Consider the following 22,559-nt stretch of genomic DNA (forward strand, 5'->3'; position numbering starts at 1 on the left):
GGGGTCGAGATGGCTTGGCGTACACGACTCTTCGATTTCCCCGGCGGCATATTGGAGACCAACGCCTACGGGGATAAGTCGGACGATGATCCAGGGGTTTACCTGGAGCTGTTCCAGCCCGAATCCGACAGCCGGGACGACGACCATTCACAAGGGGCGGACATGCGCTACAAGGCAACCATATTGGGGTATCTCCGGACGGACGTGTCCGGGATATCTCAGCTCTGGGATGAAAGCCAGCTCCGCAAACGTGCCGCTCAGCTGGGCTACGACTTCGCCGCAATGATCGTGTACGACCCGAAGTTCGGTCGGCCACCACTGGCCCGGCTCAGAGCCCAAGCCACCCGGCTCAATGCCGAGGCGGTCATAGTTCCTTCCCCTGGGCACTTCGAGGGCGGGGAGGTACCCGGCTCGCTGGTCCAGCAGCTCGACGTCATCACGGTCAGCCCCGAGGAGACCTACGCGCGGAGGGAAACGCCGCCTCTTCGGGACATGCCCTCCATCCGCCGGGCGGACGGGGCCTAGCTACAAGACCACTCCGATGCTCGGGACGAAAGGGGGTGGGTCATAGCCGAATTCAGGACGTCTTGATCCACGGGACCCCTGGCTCTCGCAACCGTGCCGGGGGTGTTCCGCAGATAGAGCCTTCTGCACTTCAGGACGAGCACCCCCAGCCGCACCCCTCGAAACGGCCGCTGGGGGTGTCCTGGTGCTGGTTAGCAGTTGTCGAACATCCAGGCACCGTCGATGAAGGTCCACGTCCGCGGCTTCATCGAATCCGCCGGGGCATTCGGATCGTTGTCCACGGTGACCACCTGCGCCGCCGAGCCGGAGATCCGCACCGTAACCGGGTTCGGCTGCGGAGTGCGCCCCGCGAGGGCGATCTCCGCCATCGACCGCAAGGTGTCCACATTCCCGGCCTTCGCCTGGCACCGCTGGGAGTAGAAGTTCCACAGCCCGTCCCAGTCCTTCGCGACCGTGAGCCCATTGAACGTGTCGGCTCGCTGCTTCAGCACTTCCTCCGACTTCGGGTCGGGTGTCGCTTTGGTCGTGGTCGGCTGCGCCGATACGGTCTGACCAACCGGTGTGGGCGTCGCCTCGGAATCCTCCGAGCAGCCGATTACCCCAAACAGCAGGCTCGCGGCAATCGCACCGGTCCCCAGCTTCTTCGCATTCATCGCACAGCTCTTTCTTCCCCTGTCCCTCGTGGGCAGGGGTCTTTTCGTGTTTCTCAGGGTTTCCGGCCGGGCGGAGTCAAGCCGCGACAGCGGCGGCCGGAGTGATTTCGAGGGCCACCGGAGAATCGGCAGCCTGTTTCAGGGGCTCGCGCGCCAGCATGATCGTCAGGTGTGTTGCGACCAGGACGACGAGCGTGGGAAGCGCCGCAATCGCTTTAGCGACGAGATTGCCTGGCGTTGCAGCTTCGGCATATGCGACGTTTCCGGCGATGGATATTACGGCCCCGGCCAGGAGAAGCATCCAGGGGTACCACCGTTTGCGGGACATTGCCGCAGTCGCGACGGTCGCAACAACCTGCAATCCGTCAATGATCACCGGCAGCATCCATGCTTGGCCCGCTGAAACCCCGTTCAATTCCGCGAGCGCGGTGAGCTTCGTGAATGACATCGAGAATGCGAGGCCCGACACCGCGACTGTGCCAGCGGTAGCGGCTCGGAGCGGCGTAATTGCCGCAGAAGCGAAAGACGCGCAGGAAGATAGACTCTTCAATGCACCTGGTCCCTTCAGGTGTGTGCACTCCCCGGCAAGGGAGTGTGTTGGCCCCTCGTCTGGACGGCAATCCGGGCGGGGGGTTTTCGATACGTGCGGGAGGGACGCTAGCACGGATCTGGGACTGGTCAACGGACCGGTTCGGTCAGGGGGAGGAAATTTCACCCGCTCTACCTGCGGGTATCGTGTATCCCAAGCACTCAGATTGGGCAGCCGTTGACCTGGGAGACGCGGATTTTCACCAGTTCCCGGACGGTGGCGTCGAGCGGGCCCTTGCGGATGGCCATTTCCGCCTGCACCCAGGCCTGGTAGACCTCGGGCGCGAGCTGGGGGAGGTTGAGTCGTGACATGTGCTCGTCCTTTCTCGTCAGTACACAACCAGGACGCGGCAGCCCACGCGGGCGTGACGGGCGGCCGATGTGGGGCCGGTCACGTTGTGCCCGCGGCGCGGGGCCGGGTGCTCGGATTAGCCTCGTGGGCATGCCGATGTCTGATCTCGGGGCGAAGCTGCTGCGGACGCGCTGGTTCGTGCGAGCGCCGATCTGGTTGTTCCGGGCGCGGCTCGGATTCGTCTTCGGCGGACGGGTGCTGCTGCTCGAGCACATCGGGCGGAAATCGGGGGAGCAGCGGTACGTCGCCCTCGAAGCGGTGGACCGCCCGGATGCGAACACCGTCATGCTCGCCTCCGGCTTCGGAACCGGATCGCAGTGGTACCGGAACCTGAAGGCGAATCCGCAATGCCGGGTGAGCATCGGGTTCCGCAATCGGGCGCCCGCGACCGCGCGCATGCTGACGGCGGAGGAAGCGAAACCGATCATGGCCGAGTACAAGACGGTGCATCCGGCCGCGTACAAGCAGCTCGGCCGGATCATCGAGCAGGCCGTCGGCGGCGATATCGACGATGTGCCCTTGGTGGAGCTGACCCTGCGGCGCTGACCCGCCGAGCGTTCAGGCGGTGAGCTCGTAGACCCGGTAGGGGCTGCGGATCACCTGGTGGGCGACATTGCGCACGTCCACACCGCCTGGGGTGCGGCCGAATTCGGTGCCCGCGTGGGCGTGCCCGTGCAGGGCCAGCGCCGCGCCGCCCGCGTCCACGGCCTCGGCCAATTCGGCGCAGCCCAGATGGGAATAGATCCGCGGCGATTCACCGGCGAGCGTGTCCAGCACCGGCGCGAAATGGGTGAGGGCCACGCGGATATCGCAATCCAGGCTGTCCAGCGCCGCGCGCAGGCGCTGGGCGTCCAGCGGGCCGCGCCGATAACGCTCCCGGTGTTCCTCGGTGCCCTCCTCCGGATTTCCCGGATAGTTCGGGAAGCCGCCGCTGCCGCCCATCACGCCGGCGATGCCGAGCCGAATGCCATGGAGCTCCAGCACGGTCGCGGTGCCGTCGAGCACCCGCACGCCGCGTTCGCTGAGCAGTTCGGTGATCCGGGCCTGGTTGCCCCGGTCGTGATCATGATTGCCGAGCACCGCGACCACCGGCACCGGGAGCCCGGACAGCTCCCCGCTCACCGCCCCGCCCGCGCGCAGGGTGCCGCCATTGGTGAGATCCCCCGCGAGCAGCAGAACATCGGCATGGTCGCCCAGCCGCTGGAAGGCGGGCCGGAACCGTCCGATGGTCTTCTCGGTCATGTGCAGATCCCCGACGGCGGCGATCCGCACGACGCGGCCGGTGCCGCTATTGCTCCCCATACCCGTCAATCAGCCACAACCGGACGGTCCTGTCAACGGCATAACCCCGCGCGCGCCGGTACTCCCATCCGGAAGGGTAGCTGCGATTCTGCGAAAGACGGCGATCCGGACAATAATTCGCTCGTGCAAGCAGTCTTCCTGATCGCGCTCGGTGTGCTGTTCTTCATTATGGGACCCGCATTGGCGGTGGTGATCGTGTCCGCGGTGCGGCGATCGGCGCGAGAGCAATTGGCCGCGCGACGGCCCGCGAAGGCAACTACTGTGCGAATGCCCGTGGGCGCGAACCGCGCAGTTCGGCGCTGAACTCGCCCGGCGCCGAACTCGACCGGGTCCCACGCCGGCCCTTGTCATTCCGGCGTGGTCATTCCGGCGTGCTTTTGGCCGGAATCCACACATCGAGGTGAGATCCCGGCCAAAAGCACGCCGGGATGAGGGGGTGGCCACGCCGGGATGAGAGGTGACGGGAACCGTGGACTACGGGCGGGTCAAGGCCGCGTAGCGGGTGACGTGCTGATCGGTGCTGCCGAATTCGTGCTGAACGGCGGTGAGGCGCTTGAAGAAGTGGCCGATGGCCAATTCCTCGGTCATGCCCATGGCGCCGTGTAACTGCACCGCCTCCTGGCCGATGAGCCGGGCGGCGCGGCCGATGGTGGCCTTGGCGGCGGAGGCGGCCTTGGCGCGATCGGCGGGGGCGGCGTCCAGTTTCAGCGTCACCAGATAGGTGGCGGCAATGGCCTGTTCCAGCTCCAGGTGCATGTTCACCATGCGGTGCTGCAGCGCCTGGAAGCTGGCGATGGGGACGCCGAACTGCTTGCGCTGCTTGGTGTATTCGACGGTGTCGGCCACGACCTTGCGCATGATGCCGACCGCCTCGGCGCAAACCGCGGCAATGGCCTCGTCCAGGGTCGCGGCGACGGCGTCGGCGGCATTGCCGAGCAGCAGAGCGTCGGCGGGCAGGCGCACCCCGTCGAAGGTGAGGTCCGCGGCGCGGCGTTCGTCGATGGTGCGGTAGGCCCGCGCGGTCAGCCCGGCGGGCGGGTCGGCCGGATCGAAATCCACGACGAACAGCGCGATCTCACCGCTGTCCAGGCGGGCGGTGACCAGCAGGTGGGTGGCCAGCGGGGCGGCGGTGACCACGATCTTGACGCCGTCGAGAATCCAGTCCTCGCCCGCGCGGTGGGCCGTCGTGGTGATCCTCGTGTAGTCGTAGCCGGAGCGCGGCTCCAGGGCGGCGAAACCGGTGATCACCTCACCGGCGGCAATGCCGGAGAGCAGATCCTCGGCGCGCTTGCCCTCGGCGCGGCGCAGCAGGCCGCCGCCGACCACCACGGTGTCCACATACGGTTCGACCACCAGCGCGCCGCCGAGGGCCTCGGCAATGATCATGGTCTCGACCGGTCCGCCGCCGCTGCCGCCCACCGATTCCGGCAGGCCCGCGCCGAGAATCCCGACCTCCTCGGCCAGTCCGCGCCAGATCTCCGGCTGCCAACCCGCGCCGACCCGCGCTGCGGCCCGGCTGGATTCGAGGTCGTAACGGGCCGCGAGGAATTCCGTGACGGTGTCGCGGAGCAGATCCTGTTCTGCGGTGAAAGAGAAGTCCATGGTCACAGTCCCAGCGTGGCTTTGGCGATGATATTGCGCTGAATCTCGTTGCTGCCGGCGTAGATCGAGCCGGCGCGGTCGTTGAAGTACCGCAGCGCGGCGACGGCCTGCCAGTCCGCGCCGCTGACGAAACCGTCGGCGGGAGCGGTGTAATCGACGACCGGGCCGCCGGGCATGGTGGCGTGCGGCTGGTAGGCGCGGCCCTGCGGGCCCGCGGCCTCCAGCGCGAGTTCGGTGAGCGCCTGGCTCAATTCGGTGCCCAGGATCTTGATGGTGGAGGCGGCCGGTCCCGGATCCTTGCCGCTGGAAACCAGAGCGAGCGTGCGGTATTCCAGAATCTCCAGCACATCCGCGCGAATGCGGGCATCGGCCAGTTTGGCGGCGAAGGCCGGATCGTCGATGAGCGCGCCCTCCCCGTTGGGGTTGGGCTGGGCGAGCGCGGCCTGCGCCAGCTCCTCGGCCATCACCTGCAGCGCCGGGGCCGCCGCGCCGCCGCCGCGCTCGAAGTTGAGCAGGTATTTGGCCACGGTCCAGCCGTCGTCGATCGCGCCGAGCACATTCGTCTTCGGCACCCGCACCTGGTCGAAGAAGACCTGGTTCTGCACCTGCTCGCCGGAAGTCATGACCAGCGGCCGGATTTCGATGCCCGGCGTGCGCATGTCGATGAGGACGAAGGTGATGCCCCGCTGCTTCTTGGCCTGCTTGGAGGTGCGCACCAGCGCGAAGATCCAGTTGGCCTCGGTGGCGTGGGTGGTCCAGATCTTGGACCCGGTGATCACCAGATCCGCGCCGTCGTCCACGGCCGCCATGTTCAGCGACGCGAGATCCGAACCCGCCTCGGGCTCGGAATAGCCCTGGCAGAAGAAGACTTCGCCGGTCAGGATGCGCGGCAGGAAGTAGTCCTTCTGCTCCTCGGTCCCGAACGCCATGATCGCGTGCGACACCATGCGAATGCCCATGGGGGACAGGTTCGGCGCACCGGCGAGGGTGCATTCCCGCCCGAAGATGTAGTGCTGGGTCAGGCTCCACTTGCAGCCGCCGTACTTCACCGGCCAGGCGGGCGCGGCCCAGCCCTGCGCGTGCAGGATTTCCTGCCATTTCATGCTGGCTTCGTGATCGGGGTAGACGCTCGTCGCCAATCGACCGGCCAGGCGAAGATCGTCGGTTAACTTTTCGTCGAGGAAACGACGCACCTCATCTCGAAATGCCAGATCGTCGGGCGACCAGTCCAGATCCACGATGACTCCTTGTGCGAGAACCGACCCTAACCATCTCACCGTAAACCCCCTGCTGGCAAATGTGCTGGCACCTGCCCTCACTTCTGGTCGTTGACATTCCACAGTGGGTTGTTATCATCGAATAACAACGTTCCACAGTGGAACATCATGGGAAGGATCGACATGGACATCACCACCGGCACTCGCGCCTCGGACGCCGAGCGCGCCCAGGTCGCGGACCTGCTTGGCCGTCACATGTCCGACGGCCGCCTCGACCTCGCCGAATACAACGAGCGGGTCGCGCAGGTCTACGCCACCGTCTACCGGGAAGAACTGCAGCAGGTCCTCACCGACCTCCCCGAACTCACCAAACCGACTGCCGCGAAGCCGGAGCCGCGCACCCGCTTCCCCATCTGGCAGCGCATCGAAGGCAGCGCCTGGCTCGGCGTCAGCCTCCTGGTGCTCGGCATCTGGGCCGCGATCTCGCTGGCCGCGGGCGAATTCACGTACTTCTGGCCCGTCTGGGTAATCGTCCCGTGGGGCGCCGTCCTGGTCTTCCGGGTCCTCACCGGCTGGGAAGCCGGCGCCGCGAAGCACTGCGGGAGAACCGTAATGAGGTAACCGTCATGTCCGCTTACACCACCCTTCTCGCCTTCCATATCGTCGTCGGCGCCGCCGGGCTGTCACTCGGCCCGGTCGTGGCCTGGGCCGACGCGCACACCTGGCGGCACTCCCGCGAACTGGGCGCCTGGTACCTGGGACTGGTTGTCGCCGTCTGCATTTCCGCCTGCGCCCTGGTCTTCTGGCGCCGCACCGACCTGTGGTGGCTCGTCCCCGTCTCGGCCCTGACCGTGGCCCTGGCTCTGCTCGGCCGCTACGCCGTCGCCCGCCGCGGCGCCTGGACCCACGCCTACGTCCACGGCATGGGCGGCTCCTACATCGCCCTGCTCACCGCGACGATCGTGGTCAGCTTCGCCATCGACGGCCCCCTCTACGGCGCGGCCCAACTCATCGCGTGGCTCGCCCCCACCGCCGTGATCACCCCGCTCCTCGAGGTGTGGCGACGCCGCATCACCCCGGCCGTCCCGGCGCACGCATAGCTCGACATTCCCGTACCAATCTGAAACAGCATCGACCGAGAACTGGTGGCGGTGGCTACTCGGGCGATGCCGCCACAGATTCCCGGTGATCGTCTGTCCAGGTCTACGAATGGGATTCGGGGGTGCTTAACATGGCTGGGTGGGCTCAGGCGGCAGGTGGGAAGTCGAGCATTCCGAGGTGTGGGCGCGGCGGGCGCGGTCGTTCGGGGCCGAGGCGGCGGCCTATGACGAGCACCGGCCGGACTACCCGATGGCGGGGGTGCGGTGGGCGCTGGAACCGTTGGGGGACAGAGACGATGCCGAGGTGCTGGATCTCGGGGCCGGGACCGGGAAGCTGACCGGGGTGCTGCTGGCGGCGGGGGCGCGGGTGCGGGCGGTCGAGCCGGACGACGCGATGCGCGCCACCCTCGCGCAGCGGTATCCGCAGGTGCCCGCGCTGGCGGGCACGGCGGAATCGATTCCGCTGCCGGATGATTCGGTGGACGCGGTGCTCGCCGGACAGGCGTTTCACTGGTTCGATCTGCCACGGGCGTTCCCGGAGCTGGCGCGGGTACTGCGACCGGGCGGGGTGGTCGCGGCCTTCTGGAACACCCACGACAGTTCGGTCGACTGGGTCGCCGAACTCGATCGGATTTCCCTCACCCGGCTGTCCTTCCGGCGATTCCCGGGCGACGGACTGCCCTCGCACGCCTTGTTCCATCCCTTCGAGCAGAGCGAGTTCGCGCATTCGCAGCGCCGCACCGCCGAAAGCCTGGCCGCCACCATCGGCACCCATTCCACCAGCCTGGTCGTCACGCCCGCCGAGCGCGGCGAACTCCTCGATCGGATCACCGGCTATCTGAGGAGCCGTCCCGAGACCGGCACCGGCGAATTCGAAATTCCCTTGCGCACAAAAGTCATCCGCGCCACCATACGACCGGCATGACCGGTCGAAACGCATGGATCGTCACCCCCGCCCCGGTGCGCGATCCCGAATCCGTGGCACTTCTGCGCGACTACCTCGTCGACGTGGCGAACAGCTACCGGCTGCATCGGCTGGGGCGGCTCTCGACGCGGGCCGAACTCGATGACGACTGGGCCGGTTTCACCACCGACGACCTCGTGCCGCCCCGGGGCGTGTTCCTCGTCGGCCGGTACGGGGGCCGCCCCGCCGCGTGCGCCGGGCTGCGCCTGGCCGAAACCGGCACGGTCGAATTGACCAGGGTCTTCGTCCGGCCCGCACAGCGCGGCACCGGCGGCGCGAAACGCCTGCTCGCCGCCATCGAGGAGGCGGCGATCGGCTTGGGAGCCAATCGGATCAGGCTCGACACCCGCCTGGACCTGATCGAGGCCCGCACCCTCTACCTCGGCCACGGCTACGTCGAGATCCCGCCCCACGAGGACCGCGAATACGCCGAGATCTGGTACGCCAAGGATCTCGCCTGACCGATCCCGCTCACCCATTGTCGATCTCGACCAAGCCGTTCGCCCAGCGAGCGCAGGTTCGCTCCGGATCGACGGTGATCACATCGGCGACCTCGACCAGTTCGGGCGGATCGAAAAGGGAGCGGCCCCGAAGATCAGAATCCGTGAAGTCGTGGATCTGTGTGAGCTGTACGGACTCGATGAGGACTGGACCGCGACGATCAAGCGGCTCGCCGAACAGGCCCCGGTCAAGTCCTGGTGGCACGCCTACGCCGATCTGATCCCCGCGAACGTCAACTTGTTCGTCGGATTGGAAGCCGGCGCAAAGGTTTTGACCATTTTCCAGCCCTTGATCGTGCCGGGTCTGCTGCAGACCGCGGACTACGCCAGGGAGATGGACCGCATCTACTTCTCCAAGGAAACCGACGAAGAGCTGAATCGGCGCGTCGCGCTCCGGATGCAGCGCCAGAACGTCATCCTCCGGCAGCGACAACCAGCCAAAGCTGTTGTCGTACTGCATGAAAGCCTGCTGCGCACGGTAGTAGGCAGCGCCAGGGTGATGGCCGCTCAGCTGCGGCACATCGCGGATCTGAGCACTCGGGACAATGTCGACATACGTGTGCTGCCGTCTCGTCGCGGGTTTCCGCTCGGAATGCCCTTGACGCCCTTCATCATGTTCGAGTTCGGCCGTGACCCGAAGGGCAAGCTCGCCGAACCTACCCTGGTGTTCGCCGAGAGTTTCGTTGGCGCGATGTACTTCGAGCGGTCCACCGAAGTGAAGCTGTATCGGGAATCGTTCCGGACGGTGCAGGGTGCCACGCTGGATCCGCGGCCGAGCCGGGACCTGTTACGTGAGATAGCAAGGGAGTACGACAGTGAACGTTGCCCTCACAGCTGCCAGGTGGTTCAAATCGAGTCGCAGCTCCGGCGGCCGGGATTGCGTCGAGGTCGCGTTCCTCACGGGCGCGGTCGGTGTCCGGGACTCCAAGAATCCGACCGGTCCGGCGCTGGTCTTCGCAGCGGGGGAGTGGTCGGTGTTCACCGCGGGCGTGGCGGCGGGGCGGTTCGACCGCCCCTGAATGCAGAACGACCCCGGAGCCACTCACTCCAGGGTCGTTCTATGTGAGCGAAATCGCTCAGATGGCGGCGATGTTCTCCGCCTGCGGGCCCTTCTGGCCCTGCGCGATGTCGAAGGAGACCTTCTGGCCTTCCTGGAGCTCGCGGAAGCCGTTGCCGGCGATGTTGGAGTAATGGGCGAAGACGTCGGGGCCGCCGCCGTCCTGCTCGATGAAGCCGAAGCCCTTCTCCGAGTTGAACCACTTCACGGTGCCGGTAGCCATTCTGGCTCTCCTTTTTACTGGTCGAAGGCCCGCACCTTGCGGACCCGATGTCGCTCTGGGGTGATTCCGGGCGGAATCACTGGGAAACACAAAAACGCGCCTGCTGAATTGTGTGCAGGCGCGTACAGAAGTCTGTGAGAACCAAGAATTGCAACACCGAAGACAATACCCGATCTTCCAGTCATCGGACGAATCGGCCTGTCATAGGGCGTGCCGCGGCACGGAACCGGACGCGTTGTCGGCATACTCGGGGCAATCGAGCCCGACGGGGTAACCTCGACGGCTGTGCACCTGAAGAGTCTGACGCTGAAGGGGTTCAAGTCCTTCGCGTCCGCGACGACCCTGCGGTTCGAACCCGGGATCACCTGTGTGGTGGGGCCCAATGGGTCGGGCAAGTCGAATGTCGTCGACGCGCTCACCTGGGTGATGGGTGAGCAGGGCGCGAAAGCTCTGCGTGGCGGGAAGATGCAGGACGTCATCTTCGCCGGCACCGCGGGCCGCGCCCCGCTCGGCCGTGCCGAGGTCACGCTGACCATCGACAACTCCGACGGTGTGCTGCCCATCGAGTACTCCGAGGTGTCCATTACGCGGCGCATGTTCCGTGACGGCGCCGGCGAGTACGAGATCAACGGCAACTCCTGCCGGCTCATGGATGTGCAGGAACTGCTCAGCGACTCCGGCATCGGCCGTGAGATGCACGTCATTGTCGGGCAGGGGCAGCTATCGGCGATTCTCGAATCGCGGCCGGAGGACCGGCGGGCGTTCATCGAGGAAGCCGCGGGTGTGCTCAAGCATCGGCGGCGCAAGGAGAAGGCCGTCCGCAAGCTCGACGCCATGCAGGCGAATCTGGCGCGGCTCACCGACCTGACCACGGAATTGCGCAGGCAGCTCAAACCGCTGGGGCGGCAGGCCGAGGTGGCACGGCGTGCAGCAACCGTCCAGTCTGAATTGCGGGACGCGCGGTTGCGGCTGGCCGCCGATGATCTCGTGACGCGGCGGCGCGAGCTGGAATCGCAGCAGAGCAAAGAGGCGTACGCGCGCGAGCAGCAGGTGAACGTGCACGCCGAACTGGATGCCGCCAATGCCGCGCTGGCCCAGCAGGAATTCGAATTGTCGCGCCTGACGCCCAGTGCGGAGGCCGCCGCGCAAACCTGGTTCCAGCTGTCCGCGCTGACCGAGCGTGTCAATGCCACTATCCGGATTGCGCGAGATCGTGCGCGCAACCTGACCATCGAGCAACCCGCCGGCGCCGGGCGCGACCCGGAACAGCTGGAGCGCGAGGCCGAGCGGGTCGAAGCCGAGGAGGCCGAACTCCTCGAAGCCGTGGAGATCGCCACCGAAACCCTGGAAGCCGCGCGCGACGCCCTGCACGAGCGCGAACAGGCCGCCAAGGCCGCCGAACAGGCGCATCTGGCCGCGGTGCGGGCCATTGCCGACCGGCGCGAGGGTCTGGCCCGGCTCTCCGGTCAGGTCGACACGCTGCGCTCGCGCGCCCAGTCCGTGGACGGTGAGATCGCCCGCATGTCCACCGGCATAGCCGAGGCCCGGCAGCGCGGTGCGGCCGCGGACGCCGAATTCGAGGCCGTCCAGGGCGAATTGAGTGAGCTCGACGCCGGTGAGGCCGGTCTGGACGCGCAGTACGAACACGCCGCCCAGGCCCTGGAGAACGCCGACCAGCGCGTCACCGAACTACGCGAGAAGGACCGCGAGGCCGGTAAGCGCGTCGCCTCCCTGACCGCCCGCATCGAGGCCCTCACCATGGGCCTGGCCCGCAAGGACGGCGCGGCCTGGCTGCTCGAGCACCGTACCGACGGCCTGCTCGGCCCGCTCTCGGGCCTGATCAAGGTGCACGGCGGCTTCGAGGCCGCCGTCGCCGCCGCCCTCGGCCCCCTCGCCGACGCCGTAGCCGCCGACACCGGCCCCTCGGCCCACGCTGCCGTCCGGGCCCTCAAAGAAGCCGACGGCGGCCGCGCCGCGCTCGTGTACGCCAGTACGGCCCACGCCGGTTCTCGTCTCGGGGAGAGCGCGACGCCGGGCCATGCCGGTGCGGCCCAATCCGATTCGCGTCTCGGAGAGAGCGCGACGCCGGGCCGTGCCGGTGCGGCGCATAGCGGTCCGGGTTCCGAGGGCGGGCTTGTGGTGCCGGGCTATGCCGGTGTGGCCCAATCCGATTCACGTCTGGGCGGGAGTGCGACGCCGGGCCATCCCGGTGCGGCGCATGGCGGTTCGGGGCCTGGCGGTGAGCCTTCGGCACTCGGATATGCCGATGCTGCGCATGGCGATTCGGGTTCCGGTGGCGGGGGTGCGGCGTTGGGGTATGCCGGTACGGCCCACGCTGGTTCGGGTTCCGGCGGTGCGCTGCCAGGCGGTGCGCGCTGGCTCGCGGAGGTCGTCGATTGCCCGGAGCACATGCGCGCCGCGATCACCGCGCTGACCACCGGCATTGCCGTCGCCGAGGATCTGGCCGCGGCCACTCGCGTGTTGGCTGCGCGTCCGGAGCTGCGCGTTGTCACCCGCGAGGGTGACCTGACCGGTACCGGCTGGGTGCTCGGCGGTTCCGACCGCGCGCCCAGTCAGCTCGAGGTGCAGGCCGATATCGATTCCGCCACAGCGGAACTCGCGTCCTGGCAGCGGCAGGCCGAGGAGCTCGAGGCCGCCCTCGCGGGTGCGCTGGCCGAGCAGACCGACCGCAAGGAGGCCGTCGACCACGCCCTGCTCGCGCTGCACGAATCCGATCAGGCGCTGGTCTCCATCTACGACCGGCTCGGCCGGCTGGGGCAGACGGCTCGCACCGCCCAGAAGGAATGCGAGCGCCTGCTCGCGCAGCGCGCCGAGGCCGAGGCCGGGCGGGAAGAGACGCTGAGCAAGCTCGCCGAGCTCGAGGACCGGCTGCGGCACGCCGAGCTCGAGCAGTCCGAGATGGGCGCCGAATCCGCGGGCACCGAGGCCGCCGGGTACGCCCGCGAGGAGGCCGCGGCCGCCCTCGCCGAGGCTCGCACCATGGAGGTCGAGGCCCGTCTGGCGGTCCGCACCGCCGAGGAGCGCGCCGAATCGGTACGCGGCAAGGCGGATTCGCTACGCCGCGCCGCCCGCGCCGAACGCGAGAACCGCGCCCGCGCCGAACGCGCCCTGGCCGCCCGCAAGCAGGCCGCCGCCGTCGCCGCCGTGGTGGCCGACTCCGCCGAGCGGGTGGCCGCCCAGCTCGAGCAGGTCGTCGCCGAGGCCGCCGCCCGCCGCGACGAACTGGTGCGCCGCCGCACCGAATTCGCCGCCCAGGTGGAGCAGACCAAGGAACGCGCCCGCGCTCTGAACAGCCAGCTCTCCCAGCTCACCGACGCGGTCCACCGCGACGAGGTGGCGCGCGCCCAGGCGGCGCTGCGCATCGAACAGCTGGAAGCCACCATCTCCGAATCCTTCGGCATCGCGCTGGAGGACCTCATCGCCGAATACGGCCCGGACGTCCCCATGCCGCCGACCGCGCTGGAGATGATGGAGTACGAGCAGGCCAAGGAGCGCGGCGACCAGGTCACCGAGCCGCAGCCCATGCCCTACGACCGCACCACCCAGGAGCGCCGCGCCAAGCGCGCCGAGAAGGACCTCACCACCCTCGGCAAGGTGAATCCCTTGGCGCTGGAAGAGTTCGCGGCCCTCGAGGAGCGCTACAACTTCCTCGCCACCCAGCTCGAGGACGTCAAGAAGGCCCGCCAGGACCTCCTCGACGTCGTCGCCGAGGTGGACGCCCGCATCCTGCAGGTCTTCACCGAGGCCTACGAGGATGTGGAGCGCGAATTCGTCGGCGTCTTCAGCCGGCTGTTCCCCGGCGGTGAGGGCCGTCTCTTGCTCACCGATCCCAGCGACATGCTCACCACGGGCGTCGAGGTCGAGGCGCGGCCGCCGGGCAAGAAGGTCAAGCGCCTCTCGCTGCTCTCCGGCGGTGAGAAGTCGCTGACCGCGGTCGCCCTGCTGGTCGCCATCTTCCGCGCCCGCCCCTCACCGTTCTATGTCATGGACGAGGTCGAGGCGGCCCTGGACGACACCAATCTGCGCCGGCTCATCGGCCTGTTCGAGCAGCTGCGCGAGAAGAGCCAGCTCATCGTCATCACCCATCAGAAGCCGACCATGGAGATCGCCGATGCGCTCTACGGCGTCAGCATGCGCGGCGACGGCATCACCCAGGTGATCTCGCAGCGCCTGCGCGGGGAGAACCTGGTCGGCGCGGCCACCTGAGCGCTCAATCGCGCAGGTCCTCGATGCGGTCGCGGAGATGCTCCAGCAGCTTGTCCGGGTCGTCGAACTCCGCCGGATCGATGGGCGCGCCGAAATGGATGGTCACCGGCTGCCGGCGGTCGAAGGCGGGGTCGTCGCCGCGGTGCCGGCGCATGGGTAGCACCCGGTCGGTGCCGGTGGTGCCCACCGGAATGATGGGAATGCCGGTCGCCAGCGCCAGTTTCGCCACCCCGGGCTTATAGGGCTCGGTCTCGCCGGGCGCGACCAGGCGGCCCTCCGGGTAGATGATCAGCACGCCGCCGTGCCGCAGGATCTGCTCGGCCTGCGACAGCGCGGTGCTGCCGGATGCATTGTCGCGGCGCACCACCGGGATCTGGCCCAGCCGGCGCACCAGCCAGCCGACCACCGGCCACGACCACAGCTCGGCCATGGCGATGGCAATCGCCCTGCGGCGCAACGCACCCCAGAGGAATACCGCGTCCAGCATCGAGATGTGATTGCTCGCGATGATCACGGGCCCGGTCTTCGGCACCCGCTCGCGTCCGAGCACGGTGACCCGGACGATATTCGACCAGGCCAGGGTGCGCAGAATGCGACGCACGAATTGAGTTGTGAGCCAGGCGCGTTTGCCCAAGCCCTTGGGCCGCCGCGCGGTGTCGTCGTTCGATGCCACGCTCACATCCTGGTATCCGGGCGGCGAGCGCGGCACCGGGGAACTACTCAGGCGCGGGAAATCTCAGCGGGCGTCTCTGAACCCGTTCCTCGCTGTTCGCACGGGATGCGCATGGTGGTTGCCAGGCCGAGCTGAGGGCCGAAATCCCGCCCGCTGGCTACCGGCGTGTGAATCGAGCGGACACGGCTAGGACGGTCGGCCACCGTGTCAGGGTGTGAGATGCACGCGGAATCAGCAGATTCCGCGTGCATGGCGGGAGAGGGTGTTACGGGCGCCAACCGGCGATGGCCGCGGCGATGGCCGCGGGTTGATCCTCGGTGGCGTGATGGCCGGCCGGGCCGATGTGCTCGATGGTCAGACCGGCGATGTTGTCCTTGCACCAGGCCGCCATGTCCGGGGTGATCAGCAGGGTGGGCGAGGAGTCGAAGGTGAGCAGCAGTTTCGGGATCTGCGGGCTGGCGGCGAGCCAGGCGTCGTAGGCGGTGACGGCGGCGGTGACATCGGCGGGATCACCGTCCAGGGGGAACGAGCGCGCCCACTGCAGCACCGGCTTTCGGCTCTCGCGGGTCGGGTACGGCGCCAGGTAGGGGGCCAGTTGTTCGTCATCGAGGGGATGCAGCACACCGCCGGTGTAGGCGGTCTCGATGAAGACCGTCTTGTCCAGCACGAGTTCCTCGCCCTGGGCGGAGCGCATCGTCTTGCCGCGCTGCCGGGGACCCTCACCCAGGTCGCTCCAGGACATGGGCCGCACGATCGTTTCGAAAAAGGCGATGCCGCGGACCCTGCCGGGGTGGCGCGCCGCCCAGTCGAAACCGAGCGCGCCGCCCCAGTCGTGGCCGACGAGCACGACGTCGTCGAGTTCGAGCGCATCGAACCAGGCATCGAGGTAACGGGCGTGATCGGCGAAGGTGTAGTCGATATTCGGTTTCCCGGAGCGGCCCATACCGATCAGATCGGGAGCGAAACCGCCGAGCCTGGGCAGGATCTCGCGCCACATGTGCGAGGACGCGGGATTACCGTGCAGGAACACGAAACGTGTACTGCCCGGGGCTTGTTCGTAGTGGATGGTAGAGCCGAGAACCTCGACTGCGGGCATGACAAATCTCCAGACTTTCAGATGGGGAATGAACTGCGGACGCACGTGCGCCCGGATGCACGAGCGGTGTGCATCGCTCGCGCCGAAACCGATTCAGGCGGAGGGATTCTCGATGCGCCATACCTGCTGGGCGGTCAGTGATTCGAACTGCCAGCCGTCGGTGGTGCGGACGGCACCGAAGCGGTAAACGGCGCCGAGTTGTCGCACCGGCGCCGGGTCGTCGCCGCGGCCGTAGTGGCCGACGAGGTTCGCACGGATCGTCGCGGTGTCACCGTCGAGGTCGATCAGGATGCCGCTGACAACATGCTGCAGACGGGTGTAGCCCTCGTGGTTCGCGGTGGCTTGGGCCAGCACGCGCTCGCGGCCCTCGGCCGTCCCGCCGGGGGTGGTGGCCTTGGCGCCCGGGGTGAACATCGCACCCAGGGCGGCGAAATCGTGCTCGTCCAGCGCTACGCCGAGCCGGGTGGCCAGGCGGGTGAGCTCGGCCTCGTCACGTTGCAACCGATCGACGGCAGCGCCGCCGGATTGCCCGCAGGCGACCGCGACCAGGGCGACCATCGCACCGGCTGCGGCGGTCACGACGCGGCGCATACGTGGGGAGGCGCGGCGAGGTTTCCTGTGCGGTCGGTCGCGAAGGGGGCTGCCCGCGTGGGTTTCGAATTCAGGGGTGGCAGTCATCTCTACTCCTTGGCCACTTTCCAACGACACGCTACGTTCCGTGTCGTCAGGCAAGTGTGGGCCACCGGGCATACCCTGTCAACACGACACGTTCCGTTTCCGCTAAGGTGGGCTGTGTGCCGCCGCCATCCGACCCGAAACGCCGCAGCGAGTCCAGCAAGCGCGCCACTCTCGAGGCCGCCCTCGCGCTCTGCGAGGAAAACGGATACACCAAGGTGACGGTGGAGGGTATCGCCGCGCGCGCGGGGGTGAGCAAGAAGACGATCTACCGGTGGTGGCCGTCGAAGGGCGCGGTCGTGCTCGACGCCCTCCACGATGCCGCGATGCAGGCCACTGCATTCCCCGATACGGGCGACCTGGTGGCCGACCTGCACCGCCAACTCACCGGTCTCGTCGGCGTGTTCACCTCACCGCAATTGCGGCCGGCGACCCTGGGAGTGTTCTCCGAGGGTTTGCACGATCCCGACTTCGCCAACGAGGTGCATGAGCGGGTCATCTCCCCGCGCATCGAGGATTTCAAGCAGCGCCTGCGCAAGGCCGTGCGGGAGGGGGAGCTGCCGCCCGACACCGACGAGGACCTTGTCATGGACCTGCTCTACGGGCCGGTCTACCACCGCCTCATGGTGCACCTGCCGCTCCCCGACGACGCCTACCTGAGCAAGATCATCGACTCCGCTCTCGCGGCAGTGCGCAGCACTCCGGAACGCATCGCGTCCCGGAAGTGATCGCCGACAGTCGGGCGACTGATCGGTTCGGCTTGCGCGCGGCAACCGCACCGAGGCGTCCTCCAGCGAAGTCCCACGCACTTCGCGAGGTCGGCCCTGGGCAGTAGGTGATCACGTTGGGGCGCAGACACCTCTCAGTCGCGCAGGAACAACAGGATGAACGCCAGCACGACCGCCAGCGCCAGGGCCGCCACACCGTAGGTGAGGCGATGCGAGCGCAGGCCGGGCAGGAAGGCGTCCACGGAATAGCGGCCGGGGCCGGTGAGGGCCAGGCCGCCCGCGGTGACGAGCAGGACGATCTCGTATTCCAGACCCGGACCGGATTGGGATCCGAGCCAGCCCGCACCCCATTTGACGGCGAGAGCATTGATCATGACGCCGACCAGGGCGGCCGCCGAGAGCGGCGTGAGCGCGCCGAGCGCGACGCCGAGTCCGCCGACGAATTCACTGAGCCCGGCGAGCACGGCCATGAACTCGCCGACCGGATAGCCGCTCTGCTCGAAGCCCTGCCCGGTGCCGGTGATGCCGTAGCCGTCGAACCAACTGAACAGCTTCTGGGCGCCGTGGGCGGCCATGGTCAGTCCGATGCCGAGCCGGATCGCCAGCAGGCCCGCGTCATAGGCGTGAACACTGGTTGTGTGGTTGGTGGAGAGAGGGGAGTTGGGAGCGCTGGTGGTGGTCATTTCGCGTTCTCCTTCGGCACAAGCCAAACGAACTAATGGCACATATGGCCCACCCGGGCTAGAGAATACCCCCGTCGATCGGCGCGGACCGTCCCACTGACCGGGAATTCCGGTGCGAGACAATGTGAAACGTCTGCGCGTCTGATGTGTCGGACGCTAGCGTCCGGTGGTCATGAGACGTTCTATAGCCGCTATTGCCGCAGGTGTCACCGTCACGCTCGCCGCGCCGCTGCCCACGGCGCTGGCCGACACCGGATCCTCCTCGCTGTCCGGGGGCACCGGATCCTCCTCGCTCTCGGGCGGCGGCTCCGGCTCGTCGTCGCTCTCCGGCGGCGGCGACCTGCCCAGCTACGCGCAGTGGATCGCGGATGTCACCGTGGTCGCCAATGAGGCGCAGGCCTACCTCGCCACCCGGCTGCCCTCCGGCGGGAAGCCCGCCATCGTGTTCGATATCGACAACACGACGCTGGAGACGCAGTACAACCCGAGCCCCATCACCCCGGCCATCGCGCGCATGCTGCAACTGGCGCAGTGGGCCGACGGGCAGGGTGCGGCGATCATCTTCGTCACCGGCCGCCCGGCGGTCATGAATCTCTATACGCAGCTGAATCTCTCGGCCGTGGGCTATCCGGTGGAGCGCCTGTACGGGAGCCCGCTGACCACGCTGTCGGCGGGCTCGGCCGGGCTGGAGGAGTACAAGACGGCCAGCCGGATCGATATCGAGAGCAAGGGCTACACCATCGTCGCGAATATCGGCAACAGCGCCTCCGATCTCGCGGGCGGCCATGCCGAGCGCACCTTCAAGCTGCCTGACTACGACGGAGCGTTGTCGTGAACTGAGCGCGTGGCCCGCGCCCCGCCGTCATCGTGCGGCAGACTCTCGGCCAGGTGCTCAGCGCTCCAGCAGCGCTTTCAGCTGCGCACCACCGGTTTCGGCGAGCCAGGCGTCCAAGGTGCGCAGGCTCGGCAGGATTTCGCGCAGGGCGGGGATGTCGGCATGCCAGCCCTGGCCCGCGCGGGTCTGACGCCAGACATTGGCCAGTTCCGGGCCCATGGCCTCGGCCTCCACCTCGGTGATCTCCTGGTATCGGACCGGATGGCCGGTGCTTTCGCTGATCTCGGCCGCCGCGCCGACCGGGGTGGGGGAGTCACCGGCCAGCTCCAGGATCTCGCCGTGGAAACGGGCCGGATCGGTGAAGGCCAGCACCGCGAAGGCGGCGACATCGTCGACGGCGATCATCTGCAGCGGCTGGTCGCCGGCGAACAGGTGGCGGTGCACGCCGTCGACGATGCCATCCACGACCGAACCTTCCAGCAGATAGTTCTCCATGAAGCGGACCGGGCGCAGGATGGTCCAGCGCAGGCCGCTCGTCCGTACGGCATCCTCGATGCGGCGCTTGCCGACCGAGCCCCAGTTCCGTTCCTCCCGGAACGATGCGATACCGGTGAAGACGATCTGATCGACGCCCGCCGCCGCGGCCGCCGCCACCAGGTCCGCACCGCGGCGCGCTTCCAGATCGACATCCCAGCCACCGGCCTGATAGAGCGCGGGCGGCACCAGCAGCACCGCCCCGACACCGGCGAGTGCCGCCGCGATGCTGTCACGATCATCGAAATCGCCGACCGCCAGCTCCGCACCCGCGGCCGCGAGTTCTTGCGCGGCAGCCGATTCCCTGTCGCGAACCAGCGCGCGGACCGGGCGGCCCGCGCGCAGCAGCTGCCGGGCCGTCGCGCCGCCCTGCTTTCCGGTGGCGCCGGTGATCAGAACGAGGTCGCTGTGAGAAGACATGTTCACCTTGTCTGTTCGGTAGTATTCGGGTCGGATGACCCGGATTCCGACGCTACGAGCAGCCGAATCCGGTTGGCCAGCACCGCGGAAGGAACGCCGTAACGAAATGACCGCCCCACCGCTGTCCGTCGGCTCCTCCGATGGCCGTGCCGCCGCGGCGAACTCGCGCGCGGATGCCCGCCGCAATCGCGCCCTGGTGCTGGCCGCTGCCCAGCGCGCCTTCGCGGAGATCGGCGTCTCGGCCTCGCTGGCGGAGATCGCCCGCCGCGCCGGGGTCGGCGCGGGCACGGTGCACCGGCACTTCCCCAGCAAGGACCATCTCCTGGAAGCGGTTCTGCAACAACGCATCGACCGCCTCACGGCCCTGGCGGTCGGCTATCGCGACGCCCCCGACGCCGGTGCGGCCTTCTTCGCCTTCTGCACCGAGGTCATCACCTCGACCCCGCGCAACCAGGCCTTGTGCGACGGCGTCTTCGACAGCGACGGCTGGCCGCGAGACCTGCTCCGCGAAGCGGGCGAGCGCTTCCACCGAGCCCTGTCCGACCTGCTCGTCGCCGCCCAGCGCCAGGGCGCGGTCCGCCCCGACCTCACCCTCGCCGACGTCCTCGCCATCTTCACCGGCTGCGTTGCGATCCAACGACTCCCGAGCGATCAACCCGGGCTGGCTCGTCCCGCCGCGCTGGTCTTGCAGGCACTGCGGCCGCAAGCTCCCGCCTCCCGAGTGACGAAACCCGGAACTCTCGCGCTGGACCGTAACGAAACCCCCGGCCGTAACGAAACTCCGGCAGCTCACTGCCCGATGTGCGCCGCCCCTCTCCGCTACACCGGCCCGGGCCGCCCCGCCCGCTATTGCTCACCCGCCTGCCGCCAGAAAGCCCACCGCCGCCGCCACGCAACTGCTCGTTGAGTTCCTGCGTGATGTCGCCCGCCCAACGTCATTCCGGCATGTTTTTGGCCGGAATCCACAGCATGCGTCGGCGCACCTGCGGGGGTGTATCCCGGCCAAAAGCGCGCCGGGATGACGAAGCGAGTCGCGCCGGCATGAGTGAGTGGGTCGCGCCGGGATGAGGGAGTGGGTCGCGCGAACGACGAGAATTGTTGAGGCGTATACGTATTCGTGACCTGGTATAGCGATACGGGTTCACCGGGTGGCGGGTTAGGCTCGCGGCGTGGTGTGGGTATCGGCTGTGGCTTTCGGGGTCGCATGGTGGCTGGGGTTGTATCTACTGGCGCGGGATTCGCGGAAGCCGGTGTTGCGCCGGGCGGGCGTGGGGATGCTCGCGTATGCGGCGGCGGTGGTCGGCGATGGGCTGGCGACCGGGGACGAGTGGTTCGACGGGTTGCGGATCGTGCTGGTGTGCCTGCCGGGGATCGCGTGGACGGGGGTGTTCGTGCGGTTGTGGCCGGAGCGGTTCGCCGAACGGGGGGACCGGATCTGGCGGTTGGGGGTGGTTCCGGTGTGTGCGCTGCTGGCCATGCCGGCGGCGGCCGGATTGATGCCGGTGGCCTATCTGCTGGGTGCGCTCGTCATTCTCATGCTGCTGGTGGCCATGCTGGGAATGCTGAATCAGCAAGCCGATTGGGCCGATGACTCGCGGCGTTCGGTGGCCGGGCTGCTGTCGGTCGGCGCGCTCATGTTCGGGCTCAGCGCGGCCCTGATCCTGCTGGGATTCAATGTGGTGCCGCGCACGGCCATGCTCTCGGCCGTGGCGGTGGATCTGCTGCTGCTCGGACTGGGCATCGCCGTGCTGGACGCCTTCGACGAAGGGGAAGCGCTGCGCGGCGACATGATTCGCTCGCTGCTGGCCTCGGCGGTGACGGCGGTGGTGTTCGGCGGCCAGGCGGCGGTCGCCATCGTGCTGGCGGGGGAGCGGACCGGGCTGTTGGCCCTGCTGTTCGGCGCCATAGCCGCGGCCATCGCGCTGCAGGTGCTCAACGCGCCCCTGCAGGCGGGCGTGGATCGGCTCGCCTTCGCCTCCGCGCCGCGATTGCGCGCGGCCCGCAGCGACTTGCGCATCGCCGCGGAAGCCCTCCCGCGCAAGGTCGCCGACACCGGCCTGGCCGCGCTGGAAGAGGACGAGTTCGCCCGCCTCACCCGCCGCGCCCTCAGCCACTACGCCGATCTCGGCAAACTGGTCTCCAGCCCGCTCATCGATCTGCCCGCCATCGACGACCGGCTCGCCGGCCGCGACGCCGTCGGCCCGCTGGACCGCGCCACCGAACTCAAGGGCCTGCTCACCGAATCCATCACCCGCCTGAAACCGCGCACCGGCGAGGAATTCGGCACCAGCGAGGAGTGGCGGCACTACAACTCGGTCTACTTCTATTACGTGGTCGGCATCCGCCCCTACAGCGTCCGCACCAAACGCACCGACCTGGACCCGGTCTCCCGCCGCGCCCTCGCCTGGTTCGTCGACCAGGTCCCCGAACGCACCCTGCACAACTGGCAGAACTCGGCAGCGAAGCTCATTGCCGCCCAACTGCGCTCGGGTCTCGGCAGGACGCCCTCCGAAACGAAAAACAAAGCCTGACCTGCGTGTGGCAGTAGTAGGCAGCGCTTGGCGTGGTGTTGGCAGTGCCCTTCCGGCGACTGTCGGAGTGTCAC

Annotated in this window: 24 protein-coding genes and 1 pseudogene; 13 read left to right on the top strand and 12 right to left on the bottom strand. The window is 68.1% G+C overall.

Translation table 11 applies throughout. The annotated features are described in order from the left end of the window. Positions 1-9: 9 nt before the first annotated feature. On the top strand, positions 10-525 hold the full coding sequence (locus ACYQ5L_RS11400) for a hypothetical protein (RefSeq protein ID WP_459957338.1): 516 nt from the start codon (positions 10-12) through the stop codon (positions 523-525). A 191-nt stretch (positions 526-716) separates the two neighbouring features. Here ACYQ5L_RS11400 and ACYQ5L_RS11405 read toward each other — a convergent pair whose 3' ends face one another. The 3 genes from ACYQ5L_RS11405 to ACYQ5L_RS11415 form a co-directional block, all read right to left on the bottom strand. After that, on the bottom strand, positions 717-1,178 hold the full coding sequence (locus tag ACYQ5L_RS11405; RefSeq protein ID WP_459957339.1) for a hypothetical protein: 462 nt from the start codon (positions 1,176-1,178) through the stop codon (positions 717-719). Positions 1,179-1,254: 76 nt separating this feature from the next. Next, positions 1,255-1,728, bottom strand: coding sequence for a DUF2637 domain-containing protein (locus ACYQ5L_RS11410; RefSeq protein WP_459957340.1), 474 nt, complete (start codon positions 1,726-1,728; stop codon positions 1,255-1,257). Positions 1,729-1,928: 200 nt separating this feature from the next. After that, positions 1,929-2,078 (bottom strand): carboxymuconolactone decarboxylase family protein, encoded by a 150-nt coding sequence (locus ACYQ5L_RS11415; protein WP_459957341.1) that lies wholly within the window; start codon positions 2,076-2,078, stop codon positions 1,929-1,931. A gap of 130 nt (positions 2,079-2,208) precedes the next feature. On the opposite strand from ACYQ5L_RS11415, the gene ACYQ5L_RS11420 reads away from it, so the two are divergent. Continuing rightward, entirely contained in the window at positions 2,209-2,664 is a 456-nt protein-coding gene (locus tag ACYQ5L_RS11420; RefSeq protein WP_459957342.1) for a nitroreductase family deazaflavin-dependent oxidoreductase, read from the top strand. Positions 2,665-2,676: 12 nt separating this feature from the next. Here the strand turns inward: ACYQ5L_RS11420 and ACYQ5L_RS11425 are convergent, their stop codons facing one another. The 3 genes from ACYQ5L_RS11425 to ACYQ5L_RS11435 all read right to left on the bottom strand — a co-directional run bounded on the left by ACYQ5L_RS11425 (position 2,677) and on the right by ACYQ5L_RS11435 (position 6,260). After that, complete coding sequence (locus tag ACYQ5L_RS11425; protein ID WP_459957343.1) at positions 2,677-3,420, bottom strand: metallophosphoesterase family protein; 744 nt, start codon at positions 3,418-3,420, stop codon at positions 2,677-2,679. A 474-nt stretch (positions 3,421-3,894) separates the two neighbouring features. After that, entirely contained in the window at positions 3,895-5,022 is a 1,128-nt protein-coding gene (locus tag ACYQ5L_RS11430; protein ID WP_459963397.1) for an acyl-CoA dehydrogenase family protein, read from the bottom strand. A gap of 2 nt (positions 5,023-5,024) precedes the next feature. After that, positions 5,025-6,260 (bottom strand): acyl-CoA dehydrogenase family protein, encoded by a 1,236-nt coding sequence (locus ACYQ5L_RS11435; protein WP_459957344.1) that lies wholly within the window; start codon positions 6,258-6,260, stop codon positions 5,025-5,027. A gap of 147 nt (positions 6,261-6,407) precedes the next feature. Between ACYQ5L_RS11435 and ACYQ5L_RS11440 the strand changes: the two genes are divergently transcribed. From ACYQ5L_RS11440 to ACYQ5L_RS11465, 6 genes and pseudogenes are all read left to right on the top strand, one after another. Then, positions 6,408-6,860, top strand: coding sequence for a DUF1707 SHOCT-like domain-containing protein (locus ACYQ5L_RS11440; protein ID WP_459957345.1), 453 nt, complete (start codon positions 6,408-6,410; stop codon positions 6,858-6,860). A gap of 5 nt (positions 6,861-6,865) precedes the next feature. After that, entirely contained in the window at positions 6,866-7,339 is a 474-nt protein-coding gene (locus ACYQ5L_RS11445; RefSeq protein ID WP_459957346.1) for a hypothetical protein, read from the top strand. Between the two features lie 139 nt (positions 7,340-7,478). Next, positions 7,479-8,264 (top strand): class I SAM-dependent methyltransferase, encoded by a 786-nt coding sequence (locus ACYQ5L_RS11450; protein ID WP_459957347.1) that lies wholly within the window; start codon positions 7,479-7,481, stop codon positions 8,262-8,264. Next, the gene (locus ACYQ5L_RS11455) at positions 8,261-8,764 is read left to right on the top strand and encodes a GNAT family N-acetyltransferase (protein ID WP_459957348.1); all 504 of its coding nucleotides are present in this window, start codon (positions 8,261-8,263) and stop codon (positions 8,762-8,764) included. Before ACYQ5L_RS11450 ends, ACYQ5L_RS11455 begins: the two co-directional genes overlap by 4 nt. A 334-nt stretch (positions 8,765-9,098) precedes the next feature. Then, a pseudogene (locus tag ACYQ5L_RS11460) lies at positions 9,099-9,539 on the top strand (DUF5753 domain-containing protein); the annotation flags it as partial. 79 nt (positions 9,540-9,618) lie between these two features. Next, positions 9,619-9,822: a DUF397 domain-containing protein gene (locus ACYQ5L_RS11465; RefSeq protein WP_459957349.1), complete on the top strand. Its 204-nt coding sequence runs from the start codon at positions 9,619-9,621 to the stop codon at positions 9,820-9,822. A 57-nt stretch (positions 9,823-9,879) separates the two neighbouring features. Here the strand turns inward: ACYQ5L_RS11465 and ACYQ5L_RS11470 are convergent, their stop codons facing one another. Then, on the bottom strand, positions 9,880-10,083 hold the full coding sequence (locus ACYQ5L_RS11470) for a cold-shock protein (RefSeq protein ID WP_379199383.1): 204 nt from the start codon (positions 10,081-10,083) through the stop codon (positions 9,880-9,882). Between the two features lie 285 nt (positions 10,084-10,368). Between ACYQ5L_RS11470 and ACYQ5L_RS11475 the strand changes: the two genes are divergently transcribed. After that, positions 10,369-14,310 carry an AAA family ATPase gene (locus tag ACYQ5L_RS11475; RefSeq protein WP_459957350.1) on the top strand — a complete coding sequence of 1,314 codons (3,942 nt, stop codon included), beginning with the start codon at positions 10,369-10,371 and terminating at the stop codon, positions 14,308-14,310. A 4-nt stretch (positions 14,311-14,314) separates the two neighbouring features. Here ACYQ5L_RS11475 and ACYQ5L_RS11480 read toward each other — a convergent pair whose 3' ends face one another. From ACYQ5L_RS11480 to ACYQ5L_RS11490, 3 genes are all read right to left on the bottom strand, one after another. After that, positions 14,315-14,983 (bottom strand): lysophospholipid acyltransferase family protein, encoded by a 669-nt coding sequence (locus tag ACYQ5L_RS11480; RefSeq protein ID WP_459957351.1) that lies wholly within the window; start codon positions 14,981-14,983, stop codon positions 14,315-14,317. 265 nt (positions 14,984-15,248) lie between these two features. Continuing rightward, positions 15,249-16,079 (bottom strand): haloalkane dehalogenase, encoded by an 831-nt coding sequence (locus ACYQ5L_RS11485; RefSeq protein WP_459957352.1) that lies wholly within the window; start codon positions 16,077-16,079, stop codon positions 15,249-15,251. Positions 16,080-16,172: 93 nt separating this feature from the next. Continuing rightward, on the bottom strand, positions 16,173-16,658 hold the full coding sequence (locus ACYQ5L_RS11490) for a nuclear transport factor 2 family protein (RefSeq protein ID WP_459957353.1): 486 nt from the start codon (positions 16,656-16,658) through the stop codon (positions 16,173-16,175). 215 nt (positions 16,659-16,873) lie between these two features. Between ACYQ5L_RS11490 and ACYQ5L_RS11495 the strand changes: the two genes are divergently transcribed. After that, on the top strand, positions 16,874-17,482 hold the full coding sequence (locus ACYQ5L_RS11495; RefSeq protein ID WP_459957354.1) for a TetR/AcrR family transcriptional regulator: 609 nt from the start codon (positions 16,874-16,876) through the stop codon (positions 17,480-17,482). A 134-nt stretch (positions 17,483-17,616) separates the two neighbouring features. On the opposite strand, the gene ACYQ5L_RS11500 is transcribed toward ACYQ5L_RS11495, so the two are convergent. After that, positions 17,617-18,165, bottom strand: a complete 549-nt coding sequence (locus ACYQ5L_RS11500) for a DoxX family protein (protein ID WP_459957355.1) — start codon at positions 18,163-18,165, stop codon at positions 17,617-17,619. A 172-nt stretch (positions 18,166-18,337) separates the two neighbouring features. Between ACYQ5L_RS11500 and ACYQ5L_RS11505 the strand changes: the two genes are divergently transcribed. After that, positions 18,338-19,000: an HAD family acid phosphatase gene (locus ACYQ5L_RS11505; RefSeq protein WP_379199375.1), complete on the top strand. Its 663-nt coding sequence runs from the start codon at positions 18,338-18,340 to the stop codon at positions 18,998-19,000. 57 nt (positions 19,001-19,057) lie between these two features. On the opposite strand, the gene ACYQ5L_RS11510 is transcribed toward ACYQ5L_RS11505, so the two are convergent. After that, positions 19,058-19,954: an NmrA family NAD(P)-binding protein gene (locus ACYQ5L_RS11510; protein WP_459957356.1), complete on the bottom strand. Its 897-nt coding sequence runs from the start codon at positions 19,952-19,954 to the stop codon at positions 19,058-19,060. Positions 19,955-20,060: 106 nt separating this feature from the next. Here ACYQ5L_RS11510 and ACYQ5L_RS11515 point away from each other — a divergent pair, with 106 nt between their 5' ends. Together ACYQ5L_RS11515 and ACYQ5L_RS11520 are read left to right on the top strand one after the other, a co-directional pair. Then, positions 20,061-20,861 carry a TetR/AcrR family transcriptional regulator gene (locus ACYQ5L_RS11515; RefSeq protein ID WP_459957357.1) on the top strand — a complete coding sequence of 267 codons (801 nt, stop codon included), beginning with the start codon at positions 20,061-20,063 and terminating at the stop codon, positions 20,859-20,861. 262 nt (positions 20,862-21,123) lie between these two features. Beyond that, entirely contained in the window at positions 21,124-22,485 is a 1,362-nt protein-coding gene (locus ACYQ5L_RS11520) for a hypothetical protein (protein ID WP_459957358.1), read from the top strand. Positions 22,486-22,559: the final 74 nt, after the last annotated feature.

Source organism: Nocardia sp. IFM 10818 (genome assembly GCF_054655275.1).

What these genes read in the sequence shown, in the direction of transcription:
- ACYQ5L_RS11400 (WP_459957338.1), top strand. Translation starts at nt 10, where the DNA reads ATGGCTTGGCGTACACGACTCTTCGATTTCCCCGGCGGCATATTGGAG.
- ACYQ5L_RS11405 (WP_459957339.1), bottom strand. Translation starts at nt 1,178, where the DNA reads ATGAATGCGAAGAAGCTGGGGACCGGTGCGATTGCCGCGAGCCTGCTG.
- ACYQ5L_RS11415 (WP_459957341.1), bottom strand. Translation starts at nt 2,078, where the DNA reads ATGTCACGACTCAACCTCCCCCAGCTCGCGCCCGAGGTCTACCAGGCC.
- ACYQ5L_RS11420 (WP_459957342.1), top strand. Translation starts at nt 2,209, where the DNA reads ATGCCGATGTCTGATCTCGGGGCGAAGCTGCTGCGGACGCGCTGGTTC.
- ACYQ5L_RS11425 (WP_459957343.1), bottom strand. Translation starts at nt 3,420, where the DNA reads ATGGGGAGCAATAGCGGCACCGGCCGCGTCGTGCGGATCGCCGCCGTC.
- ACYQ5L_RS11430 (WP_459963397.1), bottom strand. Translation starts at nt 5,022, where the DNA reads ATGGACTTCTCTTTCACCGCAGAACAGGATCTGCTCCGCGACACCGTC.
- ACYQ5L_RS11440 (WP_459957345.1), top strand. Translation starts at nt 6,408, where the DNA reads ATGGGAAGGATCGACATGGACATCACCACCGGCACTCGCGCCTCGGAC.
- ACYQ5L_RS11445 (WP_459957346.1), top strand. Translation starts at nt 6,866, where the DNA reads ATGTCCGCTTACACCACCCTTCTCGCCTTCCATATCGTCGTCGGCGCC.
- ACYQ5L_RS11455 (WP_459957348.1), top strand. Translation starts at nt 8,261, where the DNA reads ATGACCGGTCGAAACGCATGGATCGTCACCCCCGCCCCGGTGCGCGAT.
- ACYQ5L_RS11470 (WP_379199383.1), bottom strand. Translation starts at nt 10,083, where the DNA reads ATGGCTACCGGCACCGTGAAGTGGTTCAACTCGGAGAAGGGCTTCGGC.
- ACYQ5L_RS11485 (WP_459957352.1), bottom strand. Translation starts at nt 16,079, where the DNA reads ATGCCCGCAGTCGAGGTTCTCGGCTCTACCATCCACTACGAACAAGCC.
- ACYQ5L_RS11500 (WP_459957355.1), bottom strand. Translation starts at nt 18,165, where the DNA reads ATGACCACCACCAGCGCTCCCAACTCCCCTCTCTCCACCAACCACACA.
- ACYQ5L_RS11505 (WP_379199375.1), top strand. Translation starts at nt 18,338, where the DNA reads ATGAGACGTTCTATAGCCGCTATTGCCGCAGGTGTCACCGTCACGCTC.
- ACYQ5L_RS11510 (WP_459957356.1), bottom strand. Translation starts at nt 19,954, where the DNA reads ATGTCTTCTCACAGCGACCTCGTTCTGATCACCGGCGCCACCGGAAAG.
- ACYQ5L_RS11515 (WP_459957357.1), top strand. Translation starts at nt 20,061, where the DNA reads ATGACCGCCCCACCGCTGTCCGTCGGCTCCTCCGATGGCCGTGCCGCC.